The following is a 20,858-nucleotide window of genomic DNA, read 5'->3' as shown; positions in this document are numbered from 1 at the left end:
TAACCAGCAAGCATGCGTAAAATTGTCTTAATTCTCATTGCCGGCGTAGTGTCGTACGGTGCCATTGTCAGCCTGGTATTGAGCTTATATCAGGCCGACCCTGCTGATATGAAGTGGCAGGAGCGGGAAACCTACAATGCTAAACAAATTGGGCAGTTAGAGTTTGGTATGAGCAAGGATGCCGTAATCCGTGTGCTGGGTTCGCCGGACATCAATGAAGCTAAAGAAACCAGCAGCGGCGCTCATCAGGTCCTGTTTTACCGCACTCATCATGTTACCTCAGACGGTATCACCAGCAAAGACGAGTGTACTCCTTTATTGTTCCGGGATAATCAGCTGGTTGCCTGGGGCAGTGATGCCTACGAAGACTACCAGGCACTGGAATGAGTCGCCTGGGTTTACTCGTACGTTCCGCGGAGCAGGCTCTGGCAGAACCTACAACCGCGTCCATTTATCAGTGGATCCAACATTTGGATGATGAATATAGCCGGCACCGCTATGCTGAGCTATTACCCCATTATTTTGCCCGGCCAACCGCACTTGAGCAGCCCGCTAAACTGGCTTGCGTTAGTGCAGTCAACGCGCTTAAATTAGCCACTAAACTGCAGCTACATACTCATTATCGGCGGGTATTAGCGGCCGCCTGCGTTACCCGGGCGGTTAACGACAACCTTAGCTTTTGGCGCCGTAAAGGCCTTAAGCAGGCCATCTGGTCAGCCGCTTTTGGTGAGCAGAGCGCCACGACAGACAGTTATTACTTTAGCCAGTGGTGCCTGAGCCTCAGCCGCATGCAGCTCGATCCCCTGTCGGGATCGCGTACCTTGTCTGAGCTACTGGCCGGTGAGCAGCGAAGCCGTTACTGGATTTACGCGGAGCACCTGTATACGCCGCCGGGCTGGACGGCAGGCAGTATTGTGCAACAACAAAGCAGCGGTGAACGGCTTTATGTGGTCAATGCAGAGAACGACTATTTGCTTGCGCTGGAACTTGACGCTCAGCAAACCCGAAAACTACCCTATACTGAAATGCATCAGTGGCAACTGTCACGGCCTGCATCGCCTTCCTATAAAGCTTTGCAACAACTTGAGCAGCTCAGTTACCTTGATAACAAAGTGGCCAGCCTCAGCTATAAAGCGCCGAAGGCTCTGTTGACAGCCATCCGCCGGTTTAGTGCGGGCAAAGGGGCACTCACTCCGCTTATCCGTCATATTCAGCAGCACCCGGTTCTGGCTGACAGCTTACGACAAGCCGCTCAGCAGCAATCGATCAGCGCTAATAATCCGCAGCGAATGGATTTGAAGCACGTTTATTTGTGGCTGGGAGGGCAGCGAGCGGCGGTAACACTGGCTACAGCGTCTTTACAACAACAATTCATGCAGCAGCGTGTGCCGCTGCAACAATCGCTAATGCAACGCTTGTCTCTGCTGACCATACTGTTACGAAAGCTTGCCTTTCAGGCAGAGTGCAAGCTTCCAGCGCCGGCTGCGTTACTGGCGCTGCTAAGTGCAGCGGATCTGTTCCGCAGTCCCCGCTTGTTGCAGGCAACACACTGGCCCGAGATTAAGCAACTGACATCGGCAACCAAACAAAGCTGGGTAAATACCGAGGCCAGCACTTCCCGGCAAGCCCATCAACGACTGGCACGACAGTTAATCCATCGCTGGCAGTTAACGGATCCGCTGCAGCCTTTGCTTAGCCCCCAAGACTATCCACAGCATCCACTGCCAGCGATCATGACACTGGCGAATTTAGCCGTAGCACGCATTTTCCAGCCCCAGGCGAAACTGACAGTGGATAGCAGACAGCAGCTGAAGCAGGCACTCGATTGCCTGGACCTAACCGAACTGGACTTTAGAAAAATCTTGCACAGCAGTGTTGCCAGCAGTCACCCGTACAGCCCCCTTGTTGAGCTTAGCTATTCAGCAAATTAATACCTGCAATTAATTTGTCTATATCTTTGTCGACTGGTCTGCACATGGCTTCGGTGCTAGACTTACGACGATAAAAAAGGCCCTCCCCCTCTGGTGACAGAGTCGTTATTCGGTAAAAGGAAAGCGTTATGAGTACAAAAATTACAGTCATCCCCGGTGACGGTATCGGTCCGGATATTGTTAAGTCCGCACTGGAAATCCTGGATAAAGTCGGATGTGATTTCGATTACGAGTATGTCGATGCAGGTCTGGCAGCTTTGGAAAAAACCGGTGAACTGCTGCCGCAGGAAACACTGGATACCATAGCCCGCAATAGCATAACTCTGAAAGGCCCTCTGACCACTCCGGTCGGCGAAGGCTTCTCATCGATTAACGTTAGTCTGCGTAAACATTTTGGACTTTATGCCAATTTACGCCCGGTAAAATCCTTTAAAGGTACCCAGGCACGTTACGAAAACGTCGATATTATTACCGTTCGTGAAAACACGGAAGGAATGTATTCGGGGCTGGGACAGAAAGTTTCAGAGGACGGCTCAGAAGCTGAGGCCATGAGTAAAATCACTCGTGAAGGTGCCGAGCGTATTGTTCGCTTCGCTTACGAACTGGCACAACGCGAAGGTCGTAAAAAAGTGACGGCTGTCCACAAAGCCAACATCTTAAAGTCGACTTCCGGTTTGTTCCTGAAAGTGGCTCGCGAAATTGCGGAAGAGTACCCTGACATCGAGTCAGCTGAAATGATCGTTGATGCGGCCTGCATGCGCCTGGTGATGAATCCGGAAGATTTTGACGTTATTGTTACCACCAATTTATTTGGCGACATTCTCTCTGACCTGTGTGCCGGATTAGTCGGTGGACTGGGAATGGCTCCGGGCGCCAACATTGGCAAAGACTGCGCGATTTTTGAAGCGGTACACGGCTCAGCTCCGGACATTGCCGGCAAAAATCTGGCTAACCCAAGCTCTGTTATTTTAGCTTCAATTCAGATGCTGGAATACCTCGGCTTGCAGGATAAAGCAGAAAAAATCACGCAGGCGCTAGCCGATGTCATCGAATCCGGCGACCGCACAACCCGTGATTTAGGTGGCAGCCACGGCACCACAGACTTCACACAAGCAGTAATTGAACGTCTTTAAAAGCCTAAACAGCCAGCTTTTAACTGCTGGCTGTTATCTTTCACCGGCACTCGCAACCTATTGCTGTAAAAGCAACCTACGCCGCTTTAGCCGGCCGCGGTAACCAGCGCAAGTGCACGGTGATTTCTTCGCGGTCGTGGTACAGATGCTTTGCCTGAATTTCAAAGGGCTTAGTACCCAAAGTCTGTAGCTGTTCCTGAATTTGTTCAAGGTATTCTTTAACAGCTGCATAGCGTTGCCGCATCGGCAGCTTTAAATTGAAGATAGCTTCCTGGCAATACCCCTCCAGCAGCCAGTCGGTCATCAATTCACCAACCCGTGCCGGCTTTTCGACCATATCGCAGACCAACCAGTTAATGTTGCGGCGCTTTGGCCGAAATTTAAAGCCATCTTCCTGAATATGTTTTACCTGACCGGTTTCCATCAGCGCTTCCGCCATTGGTCCATTGTCCACCGCCTGAACCATCATCCCGCGCCTTACCAGCTGGTAGGTCCAGCCACCCGGGGCAGCGCCTAAATCCACTGCTTTCATACCGGCCTGGATGCGTTTTTCCTGTTCGTGTTCGGGTACAAAAACCTGAAAAGCTTCATCTAACTTTAAGGTGGAACGGCTAGGAGCGTCTTTGGGCATCCGCAGTCGCACAATACCTCCATGGTAAGCCGTTTGATTATAGCTGTAGGAATAACCAACCAGCGCATGGGCAGAGTTAACAAATAACACGTGCAGCAGCGGGCGCTTTGCTAACGGCTTATGGCTTAACAACTCGTTTTTTCGCAATGCCTGCCTTAGGGGTACACTGAACTTGCGACAAAATTTAGATAATTGATTGGCTTCGTTAGTGTCCGGCGTGGTAACCCGCAACTCACCGGCCAGACCAAAGCTTTCCTGGTGCGGTTTTAGCGCAGCGATTACTTCGCTGGCTCGATCGTCAACCCCGGCTAACTTCACGGCACCCAGTGTCACCAGCATCTCACGCGCAAACACCAACTCTTTTAATTCCAGTTTGCGGGCAATATGGTCGGCTTCTTCCAGCTGGCAGTGATAAGTCACATACGCCTGGTCCGGCTGTGTCTGGCAATAACCAAACACACCCAGTTGTGCCGTTTTATCCTGAATTTCTGCGGCGCAATCGCCCTCAAAACCTGCCCGGCACAACAGAATTATACCGGTATGACTACCACTCATTAACTTACTGCTCCTAATTTTATCGCACCTACAAACAAACTTATCCAGCCTGCTATCAACAGCAGACCGCCGAACGGCGTAATCGGCCCAAACCACTTTATGCCAGTCAGCGCCAGGGCATACAAACTCCCGGAAAACAAAAGAACACCGGCCAGCCATAAATAACCACTGGCAATAAACCAGACTGACTGGCCTTGCTTTAACCATAAGGCCAGAATCAACAGGGCCAAGGCATGGTAAAACTGATACGTAACACCAGTTTCAAACGCATTTAACAAAGTGTCACTTAAACGTGACTTTAAACCATGGGCAGCAAAGGCACCCAGCATAACACCTGAACCGCCTAACACAGCGGCTGCTATCAAAAATAGCTGACTCATGGAAAAAACTCCTTAATGGCCGTTGCTGCCTGTTGCCATATCCGCGCAGTATCAGTCGCCTTTGCCCTGGTTGCAGAAAACCCGTGATCGGCACCCTCCAGCCACTGTAACTGCCAATTAGCCGGCAACTCAACCTTAGCAGCCTGCAACGGCTTGCTAAAGGGGTCACGGGTGCCCTGCAGAATAAGCCCGCGGACGGAAGTCATTGATAACTCCTGCAGTCTTGAATTTTCCGGCTTTTGCGGCGGATAAAACGGAAACCCAAGGGCAATTAGCGCACTGGCATTATGTTTATCCGCTAATCGCAGCATCACCCGGCTACCCAGTGACTTCCCCATTAACACCAGCGGTTTGCCATCTTGCTGCAGAACTGACAGCAACTGATCAATAGACTCAACTAATACCGGCATTTTGTTAGGCGGCCGTTTCTTCCCGGTTTCCCGCACCTGTTGCCAGTACGGAAAGTCAGGCCGCACCACTTCAGCTCCTGAAGCAATAAATTGCTCAGCAAAGAAGTTCATAAATGGCGTATCCGGGCCTGCGCCCGAGCCATGCAGAAAAACGACCCGAAAGGTACCTTCTGTGTGTTGCTGTTGATAACCCGTCATTCACTAAACTCTGTTTCTTCTTTCTCGACCATAGCCAGTAACCATTGACGAAAGGTGGCGATTTTACCGACTTCCGCCTGATTGTCACGGCAAACTAAATAAAACGCTTTATTGCGCGGTAAAGCCTGCGGGAAAACACGCACCAGATGGCCGCTGTCAATTTCCGGTTTGGCCAGCACATTGTTGGCCAGCGCGGTACCCTGCCCATGAACTGCCGCCTGTAGCGCCAGACTTGAATGGCTAAACACCGGGCCGTTATCACCTTTATAGTGGTTAAGACCGACTAAAGCGAACCAATCTTGCCAGGCGTTACGGGTTTCATCATGGAGCAGCGGCTGTTTGAGCAAATCTTCCGGCTTCTCAATTCCGGCTTTATCAATCAGTAAAGGCGAGCAAACAGGCCAAAGATACTCTTTGTGCAAACGATAACTTTTTACGTGGGGCCAGCGCCCGTCACCGTAGTAGATGGCGACATCAACATCATCCGTCAGTGAGCCGGTAATCTCGTCCACCGCTTTAATGCGGATATCCATGTCAGGATGTTCCTCGCGAAAACTGCTTAACCGCGGCACAAACCACAAAATAGCAAAGCTTGGCGGCACCGATATGGTTAATGCTCCGCGTTCGGATACCCGCCTCAGGGTATCTGTTGCCTGTGCCAATTGCTCAAAGATATCGCGTAACTGCAGGTAGTAAGCCTGACCTTCTTCAGTTAATAATAACGAACGGTTACGACGGATAAAAAGTTTTAACTGCAAAAAGTCTTCAAGTGCTTTCACCTGGTGGCTCACCGCAGCCTGGGTAACAAAAAGCTCTTCAGCCGCTTTGGTAAAACTTAGGTGACGAGCCGCTACTTCAAAAGACTTTAAAGCATTTAGCGGGGGCAGTTTACGCATGAAAAAAAGCGCCTCAATTACGCCGTTTATAATAAAACAACTATAACAGAGACGCCTTGTGAAAGACTATTTAGTTAATACTGAGCAAAGGGTTTACAGTCTGACACCACCATCAATCTCAACGACGCGGCCGCTAAAGAAGTCATTCTCAATAATGTAGCGTGCCGTGTGCGCAATCTCGGCAGGTTGCCCCCAGCGTTTCAACGGGACCATAGCTAAGGCACGATCAATCGCTTCGGGCTTCATTTGCGCTGTCATCGGAGTCTCGATAAAGCCCGGGGCAATAGCGCCACAACGAATGCCGTAGCGACCCAGTTCACGGGCCCAGGTTACCGTCATAGCAACAACACCGGCTTTCGTGGCCGAGTAGTTGGTCTGACCCATGTTGCCGGCCCGGGCAACACTGGAGATATTAATAATAACGCCTTTCTTGTTGGCCTTAACCATCTGCGCAGCAGCTTCACGACCACATAAAAACGTACCGGTCAGGTTCACATCCAGCACTGACTGAAACTGCTGTAATGGCATTTTTTGCTTCAGTTCACCGTCTTTGTACTTAATCAGTAAACCGTCGCGCAGTAAACCGGCGTTATTTACCAGTACATCAATGCCATCAAATTCCTGCTGAATTTGTTCAAATACGGTTTCTACGGATTCTTCGTCAGTAATATCCACTTCATAACCGATGACTTTGGCAGCTCCCAGTTTTTCGCAATGCTCCTGAGCATCGCCCAGCACATCACCATTAATATCCAGCAGTGCCAACTTAGCGCCTTGGCGGGCAAAATCTTCGGCCATTGCCAGACCCAGACCCTGGGCTCCGCCGGTTATTACAATCACACTGTCTTTAACTTGCATAAGTCGCCTCTGTTACTTGTTGGTCACGGGTTGCAGATAATTAAAAATACTGGAGAAATCTTGTCGGCCATGGCCTTGCTGAGCCCAGCTGTGATAAAGATTACGGGTTAACGAGCCCATTGGGGTGGTGGCTCCGGCCTTTAGCGCATTCTGCTGCGCCAGCCCCAGATCCTTGGCCATTAAATCAACCATAAAGCCGCCCTGATAATCATTGCTTGAGGGTACTCCATCCATCACACCCGGACATGGATTATAAACTTCTAAAGTCCAGTTGCGACCCGAACTTTGCAGCATAATCTCGGATAACACTTGCGGATCCAGACCATTGGCTTTGCCTAACTGCAATGCCTCGGAGGTACCGACCATAAGCACTGACAACAACATATTGTTGCAGATTTTAGCAATTTGCCCGGCTCCGATATCCCCGGCGCGGAAAACATTCTTGCCCATGTCGTTTAGTACTGCACGGGCACGGTCAACGTTCTCTTCATTGCCGCCACAGATAAAGGTCAGAGTTCCGGCCTTAGCGCCTCCCACACCGCCGGAGACGGGCGCGTCAATAAAGCCTATACCGGCGTTCTCCAGCTCGGTTCCTACTTCAACTGCTGCTTCAGAAGATATCGTGCTGCAATCGATCACTAACTGCTTGTCACTGAGCAGACCAATAAGGCCATCAGACCCAAGATAAAGATTTTTAACGTGGTGGTCAGCAGGTAACATGGTAACTACAAAATCCACCCCCTCAACAGCGCTACGGGCAGTACTCATAGCGGAAGCGCCGGCCTCAGTAACCGCTGCAAGCGCCTGCTCCGAAAGGTCAAATGCTTTTACCTGATGACCAGCTTTGGCCAAGTTGGCAGCCATTGGGCCACCCATATTTCCTAAACCAATAAAACCTACGGTTGCCATAGGATTCACCATTCCTTTTTTTTATGATTGATTTGAGAGAACAGTCTCTATATCCGCCAGCGGATGTTTTCGTTCACCCCAGGGCGGCAGAAAAAATGCGTCTACCTCGGCTGCCGTGATGTCACTTACTGAACTGTGTTGCCAGCGGGGTTCTTTGTCCTTATCGATCAATAAAGCGCGGATACCTTCGGCAAAATCACCCCGCACAGCACAATTGCAGGACAACGTCAGTTCCAGCCGGAAACAATCGGCTAACGAAAGGCCGGCACCTTGCTGTAACTGGTTCCAGACAATATGAGCGGTCATTGGACAGCCCTTTTGTAAATTGCGCCGGGCGCGACTCAGCCAGGCATCATCGAGCTCATCGGCAAGAATCGCCTGCACCACCTCACTAACCTCGTTGCCAGCGGTCAATGCCTGAATGTGTGGGTGCATCGGCTCTACTTGCGGAGTGGGCATGTCAGTTAAGTCATCTGCAGCCATTTGATTAAGTAAATCAGTGACTTTTTCCTTATTCAATGCACCGGTGTCGCCCCATGTCAATTGCTGCAACTTATCCATTACTGCGGTCTTGTGCTGATGGCCCAGATAGTGATCGGCCAGCTTTAAAAATAAGGCATCGTTGGCATTCATCGGCGCGCCGGTCATGCCCAAAAATAAACCACAGCCTGCGGGCATACGGTTAAGAAAATGGGTTGCTCCGACATCGGGGTATAAACCGATGCTGACTTCCGGCATCGCCAGCAATGAGCGATCGGTAACGATGCGGTGACTGGCGCCATTCATAAGACCCATACCGCCCCCCATAACAATACCGTCTGCCCAGCAAATCAGCGGTTTCGGAAAGGTCTGAATGGCGTAATCCAGTTGGTACTCCTGAGTAAAGAAGTTCTCGACCTCGGATACCAGCTTTCCGGGTTCAGCCTGCATGGCTTTGTACATTGCAACAATATCACCACCGGCACAAAAGGCTTTTTCACCAGCGCCTTGTAACCAAACGCAAACCACCCGTTCGTCATTGGCCCACTGCTGCAACTGTGGCAGCAGTTTTTCCGCCATCGCCAGGCTCAGTGCGTTGAGTGATTTTTCAGAATTTAATGTGGCAACGCCGATGACTTTGTCACCGGCGTTGATTTCTTCAATTAATACCACCTCTTGCATGGAAGCTCCTTACAAAATTTCGCGGTCAAGGTCTGATAACACACGGCGACCAATAATAAGACGCATCACCTCGTTGGTTCCTTCCAGGATCTGATGCACCCGCACGTCACGAACATGCCGCTCTAACGGGTATTCTCTGATGTAACCATAGCCGCCGTGCAACTGCAGGGCATCATTACAAACCTTAAAGCCGACATCGGTGGCAAATTGTTTAGCCATAGCGCAATAGGTTGTTTTGTCAGCATCAATAGCGTCTACTTTTGCGGCAGCCAGACGTACCATTTGCCGCGCTGCTACCAGCTCTGTCACCATATCAGCCAATTTAAACTGCAACGCCTGAAAAGCCGCCAGCGGCTTACCAAACTGAGTGCGTTCCTGCATGTAAGCAGCCGCGGTATTCAGGGCTGCCTGCGCAGTGCCCACCGAACACACGGCAATATTGATACGACCACCGTCTAAGCCCATCATGGCAAATTTAAAACCTTCGCCTTCTTTGCCTAACAGGTTTTCAGCCGGGATACGGACGTCTTCGAAAGTAACCAGCCGGGTTGGCTGCGCGTTCCAGCCCATTTTATCTTCGGCTTTGCCGTAACTAATACCCTTGGCATCAGCCGGTACTACAAAAGCCGAGATACCCTTAGGGCCGTCTTCACCGGTGCGAGCCATAACCACCAGCACGTCAGTTTCACCAGCCCCTGAGATAAACATTTTGGAGCCATTAATAACGTACTCGTCACCCTCTTTCTTAGCGGTAGTGCGTAAACTTGCCGCGTCCGAGCCTGAACCAGGTTCGGTTAAGCAGTAGGAACCCAACTTGTCACCGGTAACCAGCTCTGGTACCCACTGATCAATAACGGACTGCTGCCCAAAGGAGCCAATCATCCAGCTGACCATGTTGTGAATGGTCATCATCGCGGTGGTGGCTGTGCAGCCACCCGCCAGTTGTTCAAATATCAGCGCAGAATCAAGACGGCTCATACCAAAGCCACCCGCTTCCTCTGGGGTATACATGCCCATAAAGCCCATTTCACCAGCTTTACGAAATACCTCGATAGGGAAGTGATGTTCTTCGTCCCACTTCGCCGCATTAGGGGCTAACTCTTTATCAGCAAAGGCTTTAGCCGTGTCGACAAAGGCTTGTTGGTCTTCTGATAATTCAAAGTTCATGGTTATTCCCTACTACCTTAGGTTAATTGACATGTTCGGACCCGCTGGGTCTTCCAGGTCACTTTCAAACCAACGCGCTGTAACGGTTTTTGTTTCACTGTAAAAGCGCACGCCCTGTTTACCATAGGCATGCAGGTCGCCAAAGAATGAGCGTTTCCAGCCAGTGAATGAGAAGAACGGCAGCGGTACCGGAATCGGAATATTGATACCGACCTGGCCGACTTCCACTTCATGTTGGTATTTGCGTGCTGCGGCACCGCTTGCGGTAAAGATTGAGGTACCATTACCGTAAGGGTTGTTGTTAACCAGCTCCAGCGCATCTTCTAAACTGTCCACTTCGGTGGTGCATAAAACCGGTCCAAAAATTTCGGTTTTGTACACTTCCATCTCAGGCGTTACGTTAGAGAATACCGTTGGCCCAACCCAGTTACCATCCGGCAGACCCTCGACCTGACAGTTACGGCCATCAACCAACAGTTTCGCGCCTTCTTGTTCACCCTGTGTGATAAGACCTTCGATGCGCTCTTTAGCCTGTGGACTGATCACCGGCCCGTAAGCGGCATTTTCGTCATCCCAGGCACCCGGACGAACCTTAGCAATGGCTTCGGCAATCTCAGGGATCCACTCTTTAGCCGCGCCGACAAATACCGCCACAGAAATTGCCATGCAGCGCTGACCGGCAGCACCAACCGATGAGCCAACCATGTTGTTGATGACTTGCTGTTTATTGGCATCCGGCATAATAACGCAGTGGTTCTTAGCACCGGCAAAGGCTTGTACCCGCTTACCGTTTTCTGTACCACGCCGATAAATGTATTCAGCCACTGGCACTGAGCCAACGAACGACAAGGCACGCACATCAGGATGGTCTAACAGGAAGTCGACCTGTTGTTTATTGCCGTGCAATACCTGTAACACGCCTTTCGGTGCGCCAGCTTCTTCAAACAGCTCGACCAAACGCGTTGGTGTTAACGGATCCTGCTCAGAAGGCTTAAGAATAAACGTATTACCGCAAGCGATTGCCAGCGGGAACATCCACAGCGGGATCATGGCCGGGAAGTTAAACGGGGTAATACCTGCACAGACACCTAACGGCTGTGTATAGCTGTATGAATCAATTTTACGGGCAACGTTTTCAACAGTTTCACCCATCAGTAGCGACGGAATGTTGGCGGCTTGTTCGACAACTTCAATACCACGCCAGACGTCACCTTTGGCGTCTTCAAAGGTTTTACCGGTTTCCTGGGCCAGAATTTCAGCAATTTCTTCCTGATGTTCTTTTAACAACGCCTGGTAACGCATCATTACCCGTGCCCGCTCAGAAACAGGCACTTCTTTCCAGGTTTTAAAAGCTTCGCGGGCACTGTTAACTGCCGCTTCCATTTCGCTTTGTGTAGCAACTGGCGCTTCAGCAATGACTTCCTGAGTTGCCGGGTTCGTCACCGGGATCCACTGTTCTGACTTCGAGGCGACAAATTCACCATCTATATACAGAGGCACTTTCTTAGACATAATTCACCTTCTTATTGTGTTATTTTGTCATCCATTGATGAGCTAATTTAGTTAAGTGAGCCTTAACGTGACCCTCTTAATTCTGATTACTGTACTTTGGGCCGCCAGCTTTTCGCTAATCGGCGTTTACCTTGCCGGCCAGGTTGACGGCTATCTGGTTGTATTTATTCGCATGATTCTAGCATTGATCACTGTGCTGCCGTTATTCCGCTGGCGGTACCTGTCTCCGAAAACCGGGCAGTTACCTCAACTGTATAAACTGGCCCTTATTGGTGCCGTGCAAATCGGTGCTATGTATCTTTTCCTGTATCATGCGTTCTTGTATCTGAGTGTTGCCGAAGTGCTTTTGTTCACTATTTTTACACCCCTTTATATCACGCTGATTGACGAACTGATCCTCAACCGCAAACATTTACCCCTGTTATGGTGGCTGGCTGCCGCTGTGTCCGTTCTTGGCGCCGCGATAATTCGCTATCAACCTTTGTCCGATGACTTCATCACCGGATTTTTCCTGATTCAGGCAGCCAATCTGTGCTTCGCCTCGGGGCAGGTTGCGTATAAGCGTCTGCCTACGGGTAAAGCACTGGCACAAAGTCAGCAATTTGCCGCTTTCTTTTTCGGCGCCAGTGTTATCGCCGGCCTTGGTGTTGTCCTGTTCGCCGATATGAGCCGCCAGCCAACTACCAGCCTGCAATGGGGAATTTTGCTCTGGCTTGGTGTCGTAGCCTCCGGGCTTGGTTACCTTGGCTGGAATATCGGCACCAAAAAAGTCAATACCGGCCAGCTGGCAAGCATGAACAACGCCTTAATCCCTGCCGGCATCCTTGTTAATGTGCTGTTCTGGGACCAGTCAGTCGACTTGCTTCGTTTAACTGCTGGGGCGTTCGTTATCGTGCTTGCCGTTTGGCTTGCCGGGCGGGCGCGAAAACTCAAACCCGCCGGCTAAACAAACGCCTTAGATCATCTCTACGGCCAGCGCGACGGCTTCACCACCACCGATACATAAGGAGGTGATGCCGCGTTGTTGGTTAGTTTCCTTCAATGCATGCAGCAAAGTCACTAACAAACGCGCACCACTGGCGCCAATAGGGTGACCGAGCGCACAGGCACCGCCATGAATGTTGACCTTGTTCGCATCCAGTTTCATTTCCTGAATCGCCAACATAGTCACCATCGCAAAGGCTTCGTTAATTTCCCATAAATCAACGTCATCTTTGCTCCAGTCCAGTTTTTTCAGCAATGAGTTCATCGCACCAATCGGCGCTACGGTAAACTCAGCCGGCGCCTGTGAATGGGTGGCGTGACCCATAACTCGTGCCAGCGGTTGCAAACCTTTGGCCTTTGCATCGCTCTCGCGCATTAAAATCAGTGCCGCGGCGCCATCAGAAATCGAGCTGGAGTTAGCTGCAGTAATGGTCCCATCCTTCTTAAACGCGGCGCGCAGCTGCGGAATCTTATCCAGTCGCGCTTTACCCGGTTGTTCATCGGTATCGACCGTTACTTCGCCTTTGCGAGTTTCATAGGTTACCGGAGTGATTTCGCTGTCGAATAAACCGTCATTGATGGCCTTTTGGGCTTTAGTTAACGAGCCGATGGCAAATTGATCCATGGCTTCGCGATCAATTTTATACTCATCAGCCGTTGCCTGCGCATAGCTGCCCATCGCCTGATTTTCATAAGCATCTTCCAGCCCGTCCAGCATCATATGATCGAGCACTTGACCATGGCCCATGCGATAACCGCTACGTCCTTTGGCTAATAAATACGGCGCGCGCGACATGCTTTCCATACCACCGGCAACCACGACATCGGCCGATCCGGCTTTAATTAGATCATGAGCAACCATCGCCGCCTTCAGGCCAGAACCGCACACCTTATTAATGGTTGTGGCTCCAGTAGAACGGGGCAACCCGGCATGCAACATGGCCTGGCGAGCAGGAGCCTGACCCACACCGGCGGGCAGCACATTTCCCATGATCACTTCCGACACATCTTCTGCCGCCAGACCGCTGTTTTTTAACGCGGCTTTGATCGCTGCAGCTCCCAGATCAGGTGCACTGACCTCACTTAAACTCCCCTGAAAACCGCCCATTGGTGTGCGATTAGCAGCGACAATAACGATTGAATCGCTCGACATGTTTCCTCCAATTACCCTTTACGTTAACGTAAACTTCCTCTAAGCTTAGATCTTAGAGCAACCAAAAAGCAAGTCTGATGAGTAATAAAATCACCTATTCAATTGGCGAACTGGCAAAACAATTTGACATCACCACCCGCAGTATTCGTTTTTACGAAGACGAAGGCCTGTTGTCGCCGGCTCGCCAGGGTCAACACCGTATTTACACCAACAAAGACCGGGTCCGGCTAAAGCTGGTCTTGCGGGGTAAACGCCTCGGTTTTTCGTTAGCTGAGACACGCCGATTGTTTGAGCTTTATGACGCCGATAACAGTTCAATCGCTCAGCTTGAAAAAGTGCTTGAGCTTATCGAAGAAAAAAAAGTCTCTTTGCGTCAGCAAATGGAAGATATCAACGTACTTTTAACGGAATTGAGTGGTTTAGAGCAGCGCTGTCAGGACGAACTCGCCAACATCAAACCGTTAGCTAGAGAAGTTTAATCTCAGGAGTAATTATGATCAGTCAGTACACTACCTTTAATTTTGGTCTTGGCGAAACCGCCGACATGATGCGTGAACAAGTCAATGCGTTTGCACGTGATGAAATCGCTCCGCGCGCCGCTGAGATTGATGAAAAAAATGAATTCCCCGCTGACTTGTGGCGCAAACTGGGAGATATGGGCCTCTTGGGTCTGACGGTTGATGAGCAGTACGGTGGTTCGGGTATGGGTTACCTGGAGCATGTCATTGCCATGGAAGAAATCAGCCGTGCCTCGGCCTCTGTTGGCCTGAGTTATGGGGCCCATTCAAACTTATGTGTTAACCAGATTGCCCGCAACGGCAATGATGCGCAAAAAGAAAAGTACCTGCCTAAATTATGTACCGGCGAATACGTCGGTGCGCTGGCCATGAGCGAACCTAATGCCGGTTCTGATGTTGTCAGCATGAAGCTGCGGGCAGAGAAAAAGGGCGATAAGTTTATTTTAAACGGCAATAAGATGTGGATCACCAATGGTCCCGACGCTCATGTTTTCGTTATTTATGCCAAAACAGACCCCGAGAAAAACTCACGGGGCATTACCGCCTTTATCGTCGAAAAAGACTCACCCGGATTTTCCCAGGCGCAAAAGCTGGACAAACTGGGTATGCGCGGTTCAAACACTTGTGAACTGGTGTTTGAAGATGTCGAAGTGCCGGAAGAAAACATTCTCGGCAAGCTTAATGGTGGCGTTGAAGTGCTGATGAGCGGGCTGGATTACGAGCGCGCGGTATTAGCCGCCGGCCCACTTGGTATCATGCAATCTTGTCTGGATACCGTTGTCCCCTATGTACACGACCGCACTCAGTTTGGCAAAGCCATCGGTGAATTTCAGCTGGTGCAGGGTAAAGTTGCGGATATGTACACACGCACCAATGCCGCCCGGGCCTACGTTTACGCAGTAGCCCAGTCCTGTGACCGGGGTGAGACAACCCGTAAAGATGCAGCCGGTGCTATTTTGTATTCCGCCGAGTTGGCGACTCAACTGGCCCTGGATGCAATTCAGTTACTCGGTGGTAACGGTTACATTAACGAGTACCCTACCGGTCGCTTACTGCGTGATGCTAAGCTCTACGAAATTGGTGCCGGAACCTCAGAGATCCGTCGTATGTTAATCGGCCGAGAGCTATTCAGCGAATCCAAATAAGGAGCAACCGTGGCGATTTTAACCAGTAAAGTTAATACCCGCGACGAGCAATTCAAAGCAAATCAGCAGGCCATGCAAGAAGTGGTCACTGATTTACAGGAAAAAGTCGCTCAGATTAAACAAGGTGGCGGCCCGAAATATCAGGAACGTCATTTATCACGGGGTAAGTTGTTGCCCCGTGATCGCATCAATAAACTACTGGACGCCGGCTCTCCGTTTTTAGAAGTCGGCCAGTTTGCAGCCTGGGATTGTTACGACGATTATGTTCCTGCCGCCGGTGTGGTCGCCGGTATTGGCCAGGTAGAAGGTGTCCAGTGCATGATTGTGGCTAACGATGCGACCGTTAAAGGCGGCACCTATTACCCCCTGACGGTTAAAAAGCATTTGCGCGCGCAGGAAATCGCCGAGCGCTGTCACTTACCTTGTATTTACCTGGTCGATTCCGGTGGTGCTAACTTGCCCCGCCAGGATGAAGTCTTTCCGGATAAAGACCACTTTGGTCGTATTTTCTTTAACCAGGCCAAAATGTCAGCCAAAGGCATTCCACAAATTGCCGTGGTCATGGGCCTGTGTACCGCCGGTGGTGCTTATGTCCCGGCGATGGCCGACGAGAGTGTCATTGTTAAAGAGCAAGGAACTATCTTCTTAGCAGGGCCGCCATTGGTTAAAGCAGCAACCGGTGAAGAAGTCAGTGCCGAAGAGTTAGGTGGTGCCGATGTACACACACGGATTTCCGGTGTTGCTGACCATTTTGCTCATAACGACGAACATGCATTAGCTCTGGCGCGCCGTTCTGTAGCACGCCTGAACCGGCCTCAACCAACTGAACTGGATCGCGCGCCGGGCAAGCCACCACGCTTTGATGCCAAAGAAATTTACGGGATTGTCGGCACAGACCTGCGCAAGCCCTACGATGTGCACGAAGTTATTGCCCGCGTGGTCGACGATTCTGATTTTGATGAGTTTAAAACCAATTACGGTAATACCCTGGTCACCGGCTTTGCCCGTATTCACGGCTACCCGGTTGGGATCGTTGCCAACAATGGAATTTTGTTCTCGGAAAGTGCGCAAAAAGGCGCGCATTTTATTGAGTTGTGCGCGCAGCGCAAAATTCCGCTGGTATTTTTGCAAAACATCACCGGCTTTATGGTTGGTAAAAAATACGAAGCCGAAGGTATCGCCAAACACGGCGCCAAAATGGTAATGGCGGTTTCTTGCGCTAATGTGCCTAAGTTTACCGTGCTCATTGGCGGTAGTTATGGTGCCGGTAACTACGGCATGTGTGGCCGGGCTTATGATCCTACCATGATGTTTATGTGGCCCAATGCCCGCATTTCGGTAATGGGAGGAGAACAGGCCGCAGGTGTTATGGCGCAGGTGACTAAAGATAACCTGGCCCGCAAAGGCGAAAGCATGAGCGAACAACAAGAGCAGGAACTCAAGCAGCCGATCATTGACCAGTATGAGCAGCAGGGCCACCCCTACTATGCTTCAGGTCGATTGTGGGACGACGGCATTATCGACCCGGCGCAGACACGTGAAGTGCTGGGTTTAAGCATTGCAGCCTCGTTAAATTCTCCTATTGAAGATAGCCGCTTCGGCGTCTTCCGCATGTAACCCGGAGGTTCCGATGAGTCAATATACCCGTTACGATGTCGATGCCAGGGGTGTCGCGCGGCTAACTTTAAATCGTCCCGACGAGCATAACGCCTTTGACGATATCATGATTACAGAGTTGCTTGAGGCTCTTAATAAGGCCGACAACGACGACAACGTGCGCGTGTTAGTTTTGCAGTCACAAGGCAAAAACTTTTCCGCCGGTGCCGATCTTAACTGGATGCGATCGATGGCTGACAAGGATTATCAGCAGAATATTGATGACGCCGGCCAGCTTAGCCTGCTAATGCAACGCCTCGATCAACTGTCTAAACCCACTATAGCATTAGTACAAGGTGCGGCCTTTGGCGGCGCAGTAGGACTTGCCGCCTGCGCAGATATGGTGTTAGCCCAGCCTAAGAGTAGTTTTTGTTTAAGCGAAGTTAAAATTGGCTTAATTCCGGCTGTTATCAGCCCTTACGTAGTCAAAGCCATGGGTGAACGTCAGGCACGCCGGTATCTGCTGACTGCAGAACGTTTTTTTGCTGACGAGGCACAACAATTAGGTTTGGTACACCGTATTGTCGATGATTTTGACAATGCTCTAAACGAATGGCTGGATGCGTTACTCAATAACAGTCCACAGGCGGTCGCCGCCTGTAAACAGCTGATAGCCAACGTTGGTTCGCGCCCTGTTGATGAACGCGTCAGACAGCATACGATAGAAGAAATTGCCAAAATTCGCGTATCGGACGAGGGCCAGGAAGGCTTATCAGCGTTTTTAGAAAAGCGCCCGGCCGCCTGGCGCAACGACAGTTAATACAGGAACTAGCATGATTAAATCATTATTGATTGCCAACCGTGGTGAAATTGCCTGTCGTATCATTGCCACAGCAAAATCCATGGGCATTCGCACCATTGCGGTTTACTCGGATGCCGATCGCAATTCACGCCATGTCTCTTTAGCCGACGAAGCCATTCATATCGGCCCGGCTGCCAGCAGTGACAGCTATTTGCGCGCCGACAAGATCATCGACGCTGCCAAACAAACCGCTGCCGAAGCAATTCACCCGGGCTATGGCTTTTTATCCGAAAACGAAGCGTTTGCTGATTTATGTCAGCAAAACAACGTGATCTTTGTTGGCCCTCCGGTATCATCAATCGCCGCAATGGGCTCAAAAAGTGCCGCCAAAGCCATTATGCAGGAAGCCGGCGTGCCGTTAGTGCCCGGTTACCATGGCAGCGAGCAAGAGCCCGCAGCATTAAAAGCGAAAGCCGAAGAAGTTGGCTTCCCGTTACTCTTAAAAGCAGCCTATGGCGGCGGCGGCAAAGGCATGCGGGTGGTCGAAAGCATTGACGAGTTTGACCAGGCGCTGGCCTCAGCCAAGCGCGAAGCAAATTCCTCGTTTGGCAACGACAAAATGCTGTTCGAGCGCTTTATCCGTAATCCACGTCACGTCGAAATCCAGGTGTTTTGTGACGAGCATGGTAACGCCGTATATTTAGCCGAGCGTGATTGCTCAGTACAACGTCGCCACCAAAAGGTGCTGGAAGAAGCCCCTGCCCCGGCACTGACTGAGAGCACTCGTAAAGCCATGGGTGAGGCTGCCGTAAAAGCTGCCCAGGCCATTGACTATGTAGGCGCCGGTACGGTCGAGTTCCTGTACGACCAAAGCGGTGAGTTTTTCTTTATGGAGATGAACACCCGGCTACAGGTTGAACACCCGGTGACCGAAATGGTAACGGGTCAGGATTTAGTCGAGTGGCAACTGTTAGTTGCTTCAGGCCAGCCACTGCCGCTGATACAAGATGATATTCAAGTCACCGGTCACGCTTTTGAGGCACGGATTTACGCAGAAGATCCGGACAACGACTTTCTACCCTGTACCGGCCAGATCCGCCATTTACGCACGCCTGAAGGTGAACCGGGTGTACGTATCGATACCGGTATTACCGAAGGCGATGAAATCTCTTCGTTCTATGATCCAATGATCGCTAAGTTGATTGTCTGGGATACTGACCGCCAGCGGGCGCTATTAAAACTGCAACGGGCGTTACGTCAGTACCGGTTAACCGGTCTAACTACCAATATCGACTTTTTACACCGCTTAGCCAGTCATCCCGAATTTGTGCAAATGAACCTGACCACAGAGTTTATTCAGCAACACGAACAATCGCTGATGCCCGCTGATGACATTGATATTCAGCGAATTGGCACAGAGGCTGCTTTGTATGACGTTGTGTCTCGACAAAATGGGCTGGCTGCTACCGCATCGCCCTGGCAGCAAGCAAATGCCATGCGTCTGAATGACGCCGCCGTGCATCAAATAGAACTGCAGCATCAGGGCGAGGTACATGTGGTTGCTGTTGAGCAACGGGGCGACCATTTTATTACCGGTGAAGACGACAACCAATGTACCTGGCAGGTTCAGGTTAATGACGATCAGCTTACAGTCATTCGTAATGGCTATCGCTATCAGCGCTTTATTTGCGCGGATGACCAAGAGTTAACCGTATTTACCGAGCAAGGTCCGGTTACCCTGCACCGCCACAAAGTGACTGACACTCTGGTTGATGAAGCTGCCCATGGCGGACTTGTGGCACCAATGAACGGCACTATCATGGAAGTGCTGGTCAACCCGGGCGACACGGTTGAAAAGGATCAGCCGCTGGTGATCATGGAAGCGATGAAAATGGAATACACCATTCGTGCCGGTCACAGTGGTGAGATCACCGAAATTTACTACGCTGCCGGCGACTTAGTCAGCGATGGTGATGAGCTAATGGCAATGACCGAGGAGGAATAATGACCACGACTTCACTGCCTGAGCGGGTAAAAATCGTCGAAGTAGGTCCTCGTGACGGTCTGCAAAACGAAGTGGCTGTGTCGACGGCCGCAAAGGTTGAATTGATTGACCAGCTAACCGAAGCCGGCCTGAGCTATATCGAAAGCGCCAGTTTCGTCAGCCCTAAGTGGGTGCCGCAAATGGCGGACAGTGCAGACGTTATGCAGCGTATCAACCGGGCTAAGGGTGTCACTTATGCCGGCTTAGCCCCTAACCTGAAAGGTTTTGATAACGCGCTGGCGGTAAATACTGATGAAGTGGCGGTATTTGGCGCTGCTTCTGAAGCGTTTAGTCAAAAAAATATCAACTGCAGCATCGATGAATCTCTGGCCCGCTTTCAGCCCGTCATCAGCGCTGCCAAAGAACAAGGTATTCCTGTGCGGGGCTATGTATCTTGCGTACTTGGCTGCCCTTACCAGGGTGACGTGCCGCTAGCCGATGTGGTGCGGGTGGCAAAAACGCTGTATGACATGGGCTGCTATGAAATATCTCTGGGTGACACCATTGGTACCGGCACCCCATTAAAGGCCAGAGAAATGCTGCAGGCAGTCGCCGCAGAAGTACCTGTCGAACATCTTGCACTGCATTTTCACAATACCTATGGCCAGGCTCTGGCCAACATTAGTGCATGCCTGCCCGTCGGAGTCGCGACCATCGACAGTGCGGTAGCCGGATTAGGCGGCTGTCCTTATGCTAAAGGAGCCAGTGGCAATGTCGCCACCGAAGATGTGGTTTATATGCTGCACGGGATGGGCATCGACACCGGTATTAATTTAGAAAAACTGATTGCTGCCGGCGCTGGCATTTGCCAACATTTAGGTCATGGCCCGCGTTCACAGGTCGCGCTGGCCGAACTCGCCAAACAAGGGAAGTGA

The 20,858-nt window shown here is 50.9% G+C and carries 20 protein-coding genes; 10 read left to right on the top strand and 10 right to left on the bottom strand.

Translation table 11 applies throughout. The annotated features are described in order from the left end of the window. Window positions 1-12: 12 nt before the first annotated feature. From LG288_RS04675 to LG288_RS04665, 3 genes are all read left to right on the top strand, one after another. Window positions 13-387, top strand: coding sequence for a DUF3192 domain-containing protein (locus LG288_RS04675; RefSeq protein ID WP_404402516.1), 375 nt, complete (start codon window positions 13-15; stop codon window positions 385-387). Further along, window positions 384-1,931 (top strand): hypothetical protein, encoded by a 1,548-nt coding sequence (locus tag LG288_RS04670; protein ID WP_404402514.1) that lies wholly within the window; start codon window positions 384-386, stop codon window positions 1,929-1,931. The genes LG288_RS04675 and LG288_RS04670 overlap by 4 nt, the downstream gene beginning before the upstream one ends. Window positions 1,932-2,059: 128 nt before the next feature. Beyond that, complete coding sequence (locus LG288_RS04665; RefSeq protein WP_404402512.1) at window positions 2,060-3,064, top strand: isocitrate dehydrogenase; 1,005 nt, start codon at window positions 2,060-2,062, stop codon at window positions 3,062-3,064. Between the two features lie 76 nt (window positions 3,065-3,140). On the opposite strand, the gene rlmM is transcribed toward LG288_RS04665, so the two are convergent. The 9 genes from rlmM to LG288_RS04620 all read right to left on the bottom strand — a co-directional run bounded on the left by rlmM (window position 3,141) and on the right by LG288_RS04620 (window position 11,741). Further along, window positions 3,141-4,250, bottom strand: coding sequence for a 23S rRNA (cytidine(2498)-2'-O)-methyltransferase RlmM (gene rlmM, locus LG288_RS04660; protein WP_404402510.1), 1,110 nt, complete (start codon window positions 4,248-4,250; stop codon window positions 3,141-3,143). Beyond that, window positions 4,250-4,630, bottom strand: a complete 381-nt coding sequence (locus LG288_RS04655) for a DUF423 domain-containing protein (RefSeq protein ID WP_404402508.1) — start codon at window positions 4,628-4,630, stop codon at window positions 4,250-4,252. The genes rlmM and LG288_RS04655 overlap by 1 nt, the downstream gene beginning before the upstream one ends. Next, entirely contained in the window at window positions 4,627-5,238 is a 612-nt protein-coding gene (locus tag LG288_RS04650) for an alpha/beta fold hydrolase (protein ID WP_404402506.1), read from the bottom strand. The genes LG288_RS04655 and LG288_RS04650 overlap by 4 nt, the downstream gene beginning before the upstream one ends. Further along, window positions 5,235-6,134, bottom strand: a complete 900-nt coding sequence (locus LG288_RS04645; protein ID WP_404402504.1) for a transcriptional regulator GcvA — start codon at window positions 6,132-6,134, stop codon at window positions 5,235-5,237. Before LG288_RS04645 ends, LG288_RS04650 begins: the two co-directional genes overlap by 4 nt. Before the next feature lie 93 nt (window positions 6,135-6,227). Continuing rightward, complete coding sequence (locus LG288_RS04640; RefSeq protein ID WP_404402502.1) at window positions 6,228-6,992, bottom strand: SDR family oxidoreductase; 765 nt, start codon at window positions 6,990-6,992, stop codon at window positions 6,228-6,230. A 12-nt stretch (window positions 6,993-7,004) separates the two neighbouring features. Next, entirely contained in the window at window positions 7,005-7,901 is an 897-nt protein-coding gene (gene mmsB, locus LG288_RS04635) for a 3-hydroxyisobutyrate dehydrogenase (RefSeq protein WP_404402501.1), read from the bottom strand. A gap of 21 nt (window positions 7,902-7,922) precedes the next feature. Beyond that, complete coding sequence (locus tag LG288_RS04630) at window positions 7,923-9,062, bottom strand: enoyl-CoA hydratase/isomerase family protein (protein ID WP_404402499.1); 1,140 nt, start codon at window positions 9,060-9,062, stop codon at window positions 7,923-7,925. Window positions 9,063-9,071: 9 nt separating this feature from the next. Continuing rightward, window positions 9,072-10,229: an acyl-CoA dehydrogenase family protein gene (locus LG288_RS04625; RefSeq protein ID WP_404402497.1), complete on the bottom strand. Its 1,158-nt coding sequence runs from the start codon at window positions 10,227-10,229 to the stop codon at window positions 9,072-9,074. Window positions 10,230-10,241: 12 nt separating this feature from the next. After that, entirely contained in the window at window positions 10,242-11,741 is a 1,500-nt protein-coding gene (locus LG288_RS04620) for a CoA-acylating methylmalonate-semialdehyde dehydrogenase (protein ID WP_404402495.1), read from the bottom strand. Between the two features lie 67 nt (window positions 11,742-11,808). On the opposite strand from LG288_RS04620, the gene LG288_RS04615 reads away from it, so the two are divergent. Next, the gene (locus tag LG288_RS04615) at window positions 11,809-12,687 is read left to right on the top strand and encodes an EamA family transporter (RefSeq protein WP_404402493.1); all 879 of its coding nucleotides are present in this window, start codon (window positions 11,809-11,811) and stop codon (window positions 12,685-12,687) included. Between the two features lie 9 nt (window positions 12,688-12,696). Here LG288_RS04615 and LG288_RS04610 read toward each other — a convergent pair whose 3' ends face one another. Then, complete coding sequence (locus LG288_RS04610; protein WP_404402491.1) at window positions 12,697-13,878, bottom strand: acetyl-CoA C-acyltransferase; 1,182 nt, start codon at window positions 13,876-13,878, stop codon at window positions 12,697-12,699. A 77-nt stretch (window positions 13,879-13,955) separates the two neighbouring features. On the opposite strand from LG288_RS04610, the gene LG288_RS04605 reads away from it, so the two are divergent. From LG288_RS04605 to LG288_RS04580, 6 genes are read left to right on the top strand one after another with little or no spacing between them, the layout of a single operon-like run. Beyond that, window positions 13,956-14,357 carry a MerR family DNA-binding transcriptional regulator gene (locus LG288_RS04605; protein WP_404402489.1) on the top strand — a complete coding sequence of 134 codons (402 nt, stop codon included), beginning with the start codon at window positions 13,956-13,958 and terminating at the stop codon, window positions 14,355-14,357. Between the two features lie 14 nt (window positions 14,358-14,371). After that, on the top strand, window positions 14,372-15,541 hold the full coding sequence (locus LG288_RS04600) for an isovaleryl-CoA dehydrogenase (RefSeq protein ID WP_404402487.1): 1,170 nt from the start codon (window positions 14,372-14,374) through the stop codon (window positions 15,539-15,541). 9 nt (window positions 15,542-15,550) lie between these two features. Continuing rightward, window positions 15,551-17,158, top strand: coding sequence for a carboxyl transferase domain-containing protein (locus LG288_RS04595; RefSeq protein ID WP_404402485.1), 1,608 nt, complete (start codon window positions 15,551-15,553; stop codon window positions 17,156-17,158). A 13-nt stretch (window positions 17,159-17,171) separates the two neighbouring features. After that, window positions 17,172-17,957 carry an enoyl-CoA hydratase-related protein gene (locus tag LG288_RS04590; RefSeq protein WP_404402483.1) on the top strand — a complete coding sequence of 262 codons (786 nt, stop codon included), beginning with the start codon at window positions 17,172-17,174 and terminating at the stop codon, window positions 17,955-17,957. Window positions 17,958-17,970: 13 nt separating this feature from the next. Then, window positions 17,971-19,944, top strand: a complete 1,974-nt coding sequence (locus LG288_RS04585; protein ID WP_404402481.1) for an acetyl/propionyl/methylcrotonyl-CoA carboxylase subunit alpha — start codon at window positions 17,971-17,973, stop codon at window positions 19,942-19,944. Beyond that, the gene (locus LG288_RS04580; RefSeq protein ID WP_404402479.1) at window positions 19,944-20,858 is read left to right on the top strand and encodes a hydroxymethylglutaryl-CoA lyase; all 915 of its coding nucleotides are present in this window, start codon (window positions 19,944-19,946) and stop codon (window positions 20,856-20,858) included. Before LG288_RS04585 ends, LG288_RS04580 begins: the two co-directional genes overlap by 1 nt.

This window comes from Idiomarina seosinensis, from assembly GCF_044797955.1.
GTDB classification, from domain to species: domain Bacteria; phylum Pseudomonadota; class Gammaproteobacteria; order Enterobacterales; family Alteromonadaceae; genus Idiomarina; species Idiomarina seosinensis_A.
This window is presented reverse-complemented; position numbering and strand designations above follow the sequence as displayed.

Excerpts from the sequence above, each read along its gene's own strand:
- LG288_RS04655 (WP_404402508.1), bottom strand. The coding sequence starts at position 4,630 with ATGAGTCAGCTATTTTTGATAGCAGCCGCTGTGTTAGGCGGTTCAGGT.
- LG288_RS04665 (WP_404402512.1), top strand. The coding sequence starts at position 2,060 with ATGAGTACAAAAATTACAGTCATCCCCGGTGACGGTATCGGTCCGGAT.
- LG288_RS04630 (WP_404402499.1), bottom strand. The coding sequence starts at position 9,062 with ATGCAAGAGGTGGTATTAATTGAAGAAATCAACGCCGGTGACAAAGTC.
- LG288_RS04645 (WP_404402504.1), bottom strand. The coding sequence starts at position 6,134 with ATGCGTAAACTGCCCCCGCTAAATGCTTTAAAGTCTTTTGAAGTAGCG.
- LG288_RS04590 (WP_404402483.1), top strand. The coding sequence starts at position 17,172 with ATGAGTCAATATACCCGTTACGATGTCGATGCCAGGGGTGTCGCGCGG.
- LG288_RS04605 (WP_404402489.1), top strand. The coding sequence starts at position 13,956 with ATGAGTAATAAAATCACCTATTCAATTGGCGAACTGGCAAAACAATTT.
- LG288_RS04585 (WP_404402481.1), top strand. The coding sequence starts at position 17,971 with ATGATTAAATCATTATTGATTGCCAACCGTGGTGAAATTGCCTGTCGT.
- LG288_RS04600 (WP_404402487.1), top strand. The coding sequence starts at position 14,372 with ATGATCAGTCAGTACACTACCTTTAATTTTGGTCTTGGCGAAACCGCC.
- LG288_RS04580 (WP_404402479.1), top strand. The coding sequence starts at position 19,944 with ATGACCACGACTTCACTGCCTGAGCGGGTAAAAATCGTCGAAGTAGGT.
- LG288_RS04670 (WP_404402514.1), top strand. The coding sequence starts at position 384 with ATGAGTCGCCTGGGTTTACTCGTACGTTCCGCGGAGCAGGCTCTGGCA.
- LG288_RS04625 (WP_404402497.1), bottom strand. The coding sequence starts at position 10,229 with ATGAACTTTGAATTATCAGAAGACCAACAAGCCTTTGTCGACACGGCT.
- LG288_RS04640 (WP_404402502.1), bottom strand. The coding sequence starts at position 6,992 with ATGCAAGTTAAAGACAGTGTGATTGTAATAACCGGCGGAGCCCAGGGT.
- LG288_RS04620 (WP_404402495.1), bottom strand. The coding sequence starts at position 11,741 with ATGTCTAAGAAAGTGCCTCTGTATATAGATGGTGAATTTGTCGCCTCG.
- rlmM (WP_404402510.1), bottom strand. The coding sequence starts at position 4,250 with ATGAGTGGTAGTCATACCGGTATAATTCTGTTGTGCCGGGCAGGTTTT.
- LG288_RS04610 (WP_404402491.1), bottom strand. The coding sequence starts at position 13,878 with ATGTCGAGCGATTCAATCGTTATTGTCGCTGCTAATCGCACACCAATG.
- LG288_RS04650 (WP_404402506.1), bottom strand. The coding sequence starts at position 5,238 with ATGACGGGTTATCAACAGCAACACACAGAAGGTACCTTTCGGGTCGTT.
- mmsB (WP_404402501.1), bottom strand. The coding sequence starts at position 7,901 with ATGGCAACCGTAGGTTTTATTGGTTTAGGAAATATGGGTGGCCCAATG.
- LG288_RS04675 (WP_404402516.1), top strand. The coding sequence starts at position 13 with ATGCGTAAAATTGTCTTAATTCTCATTGCCGGCGTAGTGTCGTACGGT.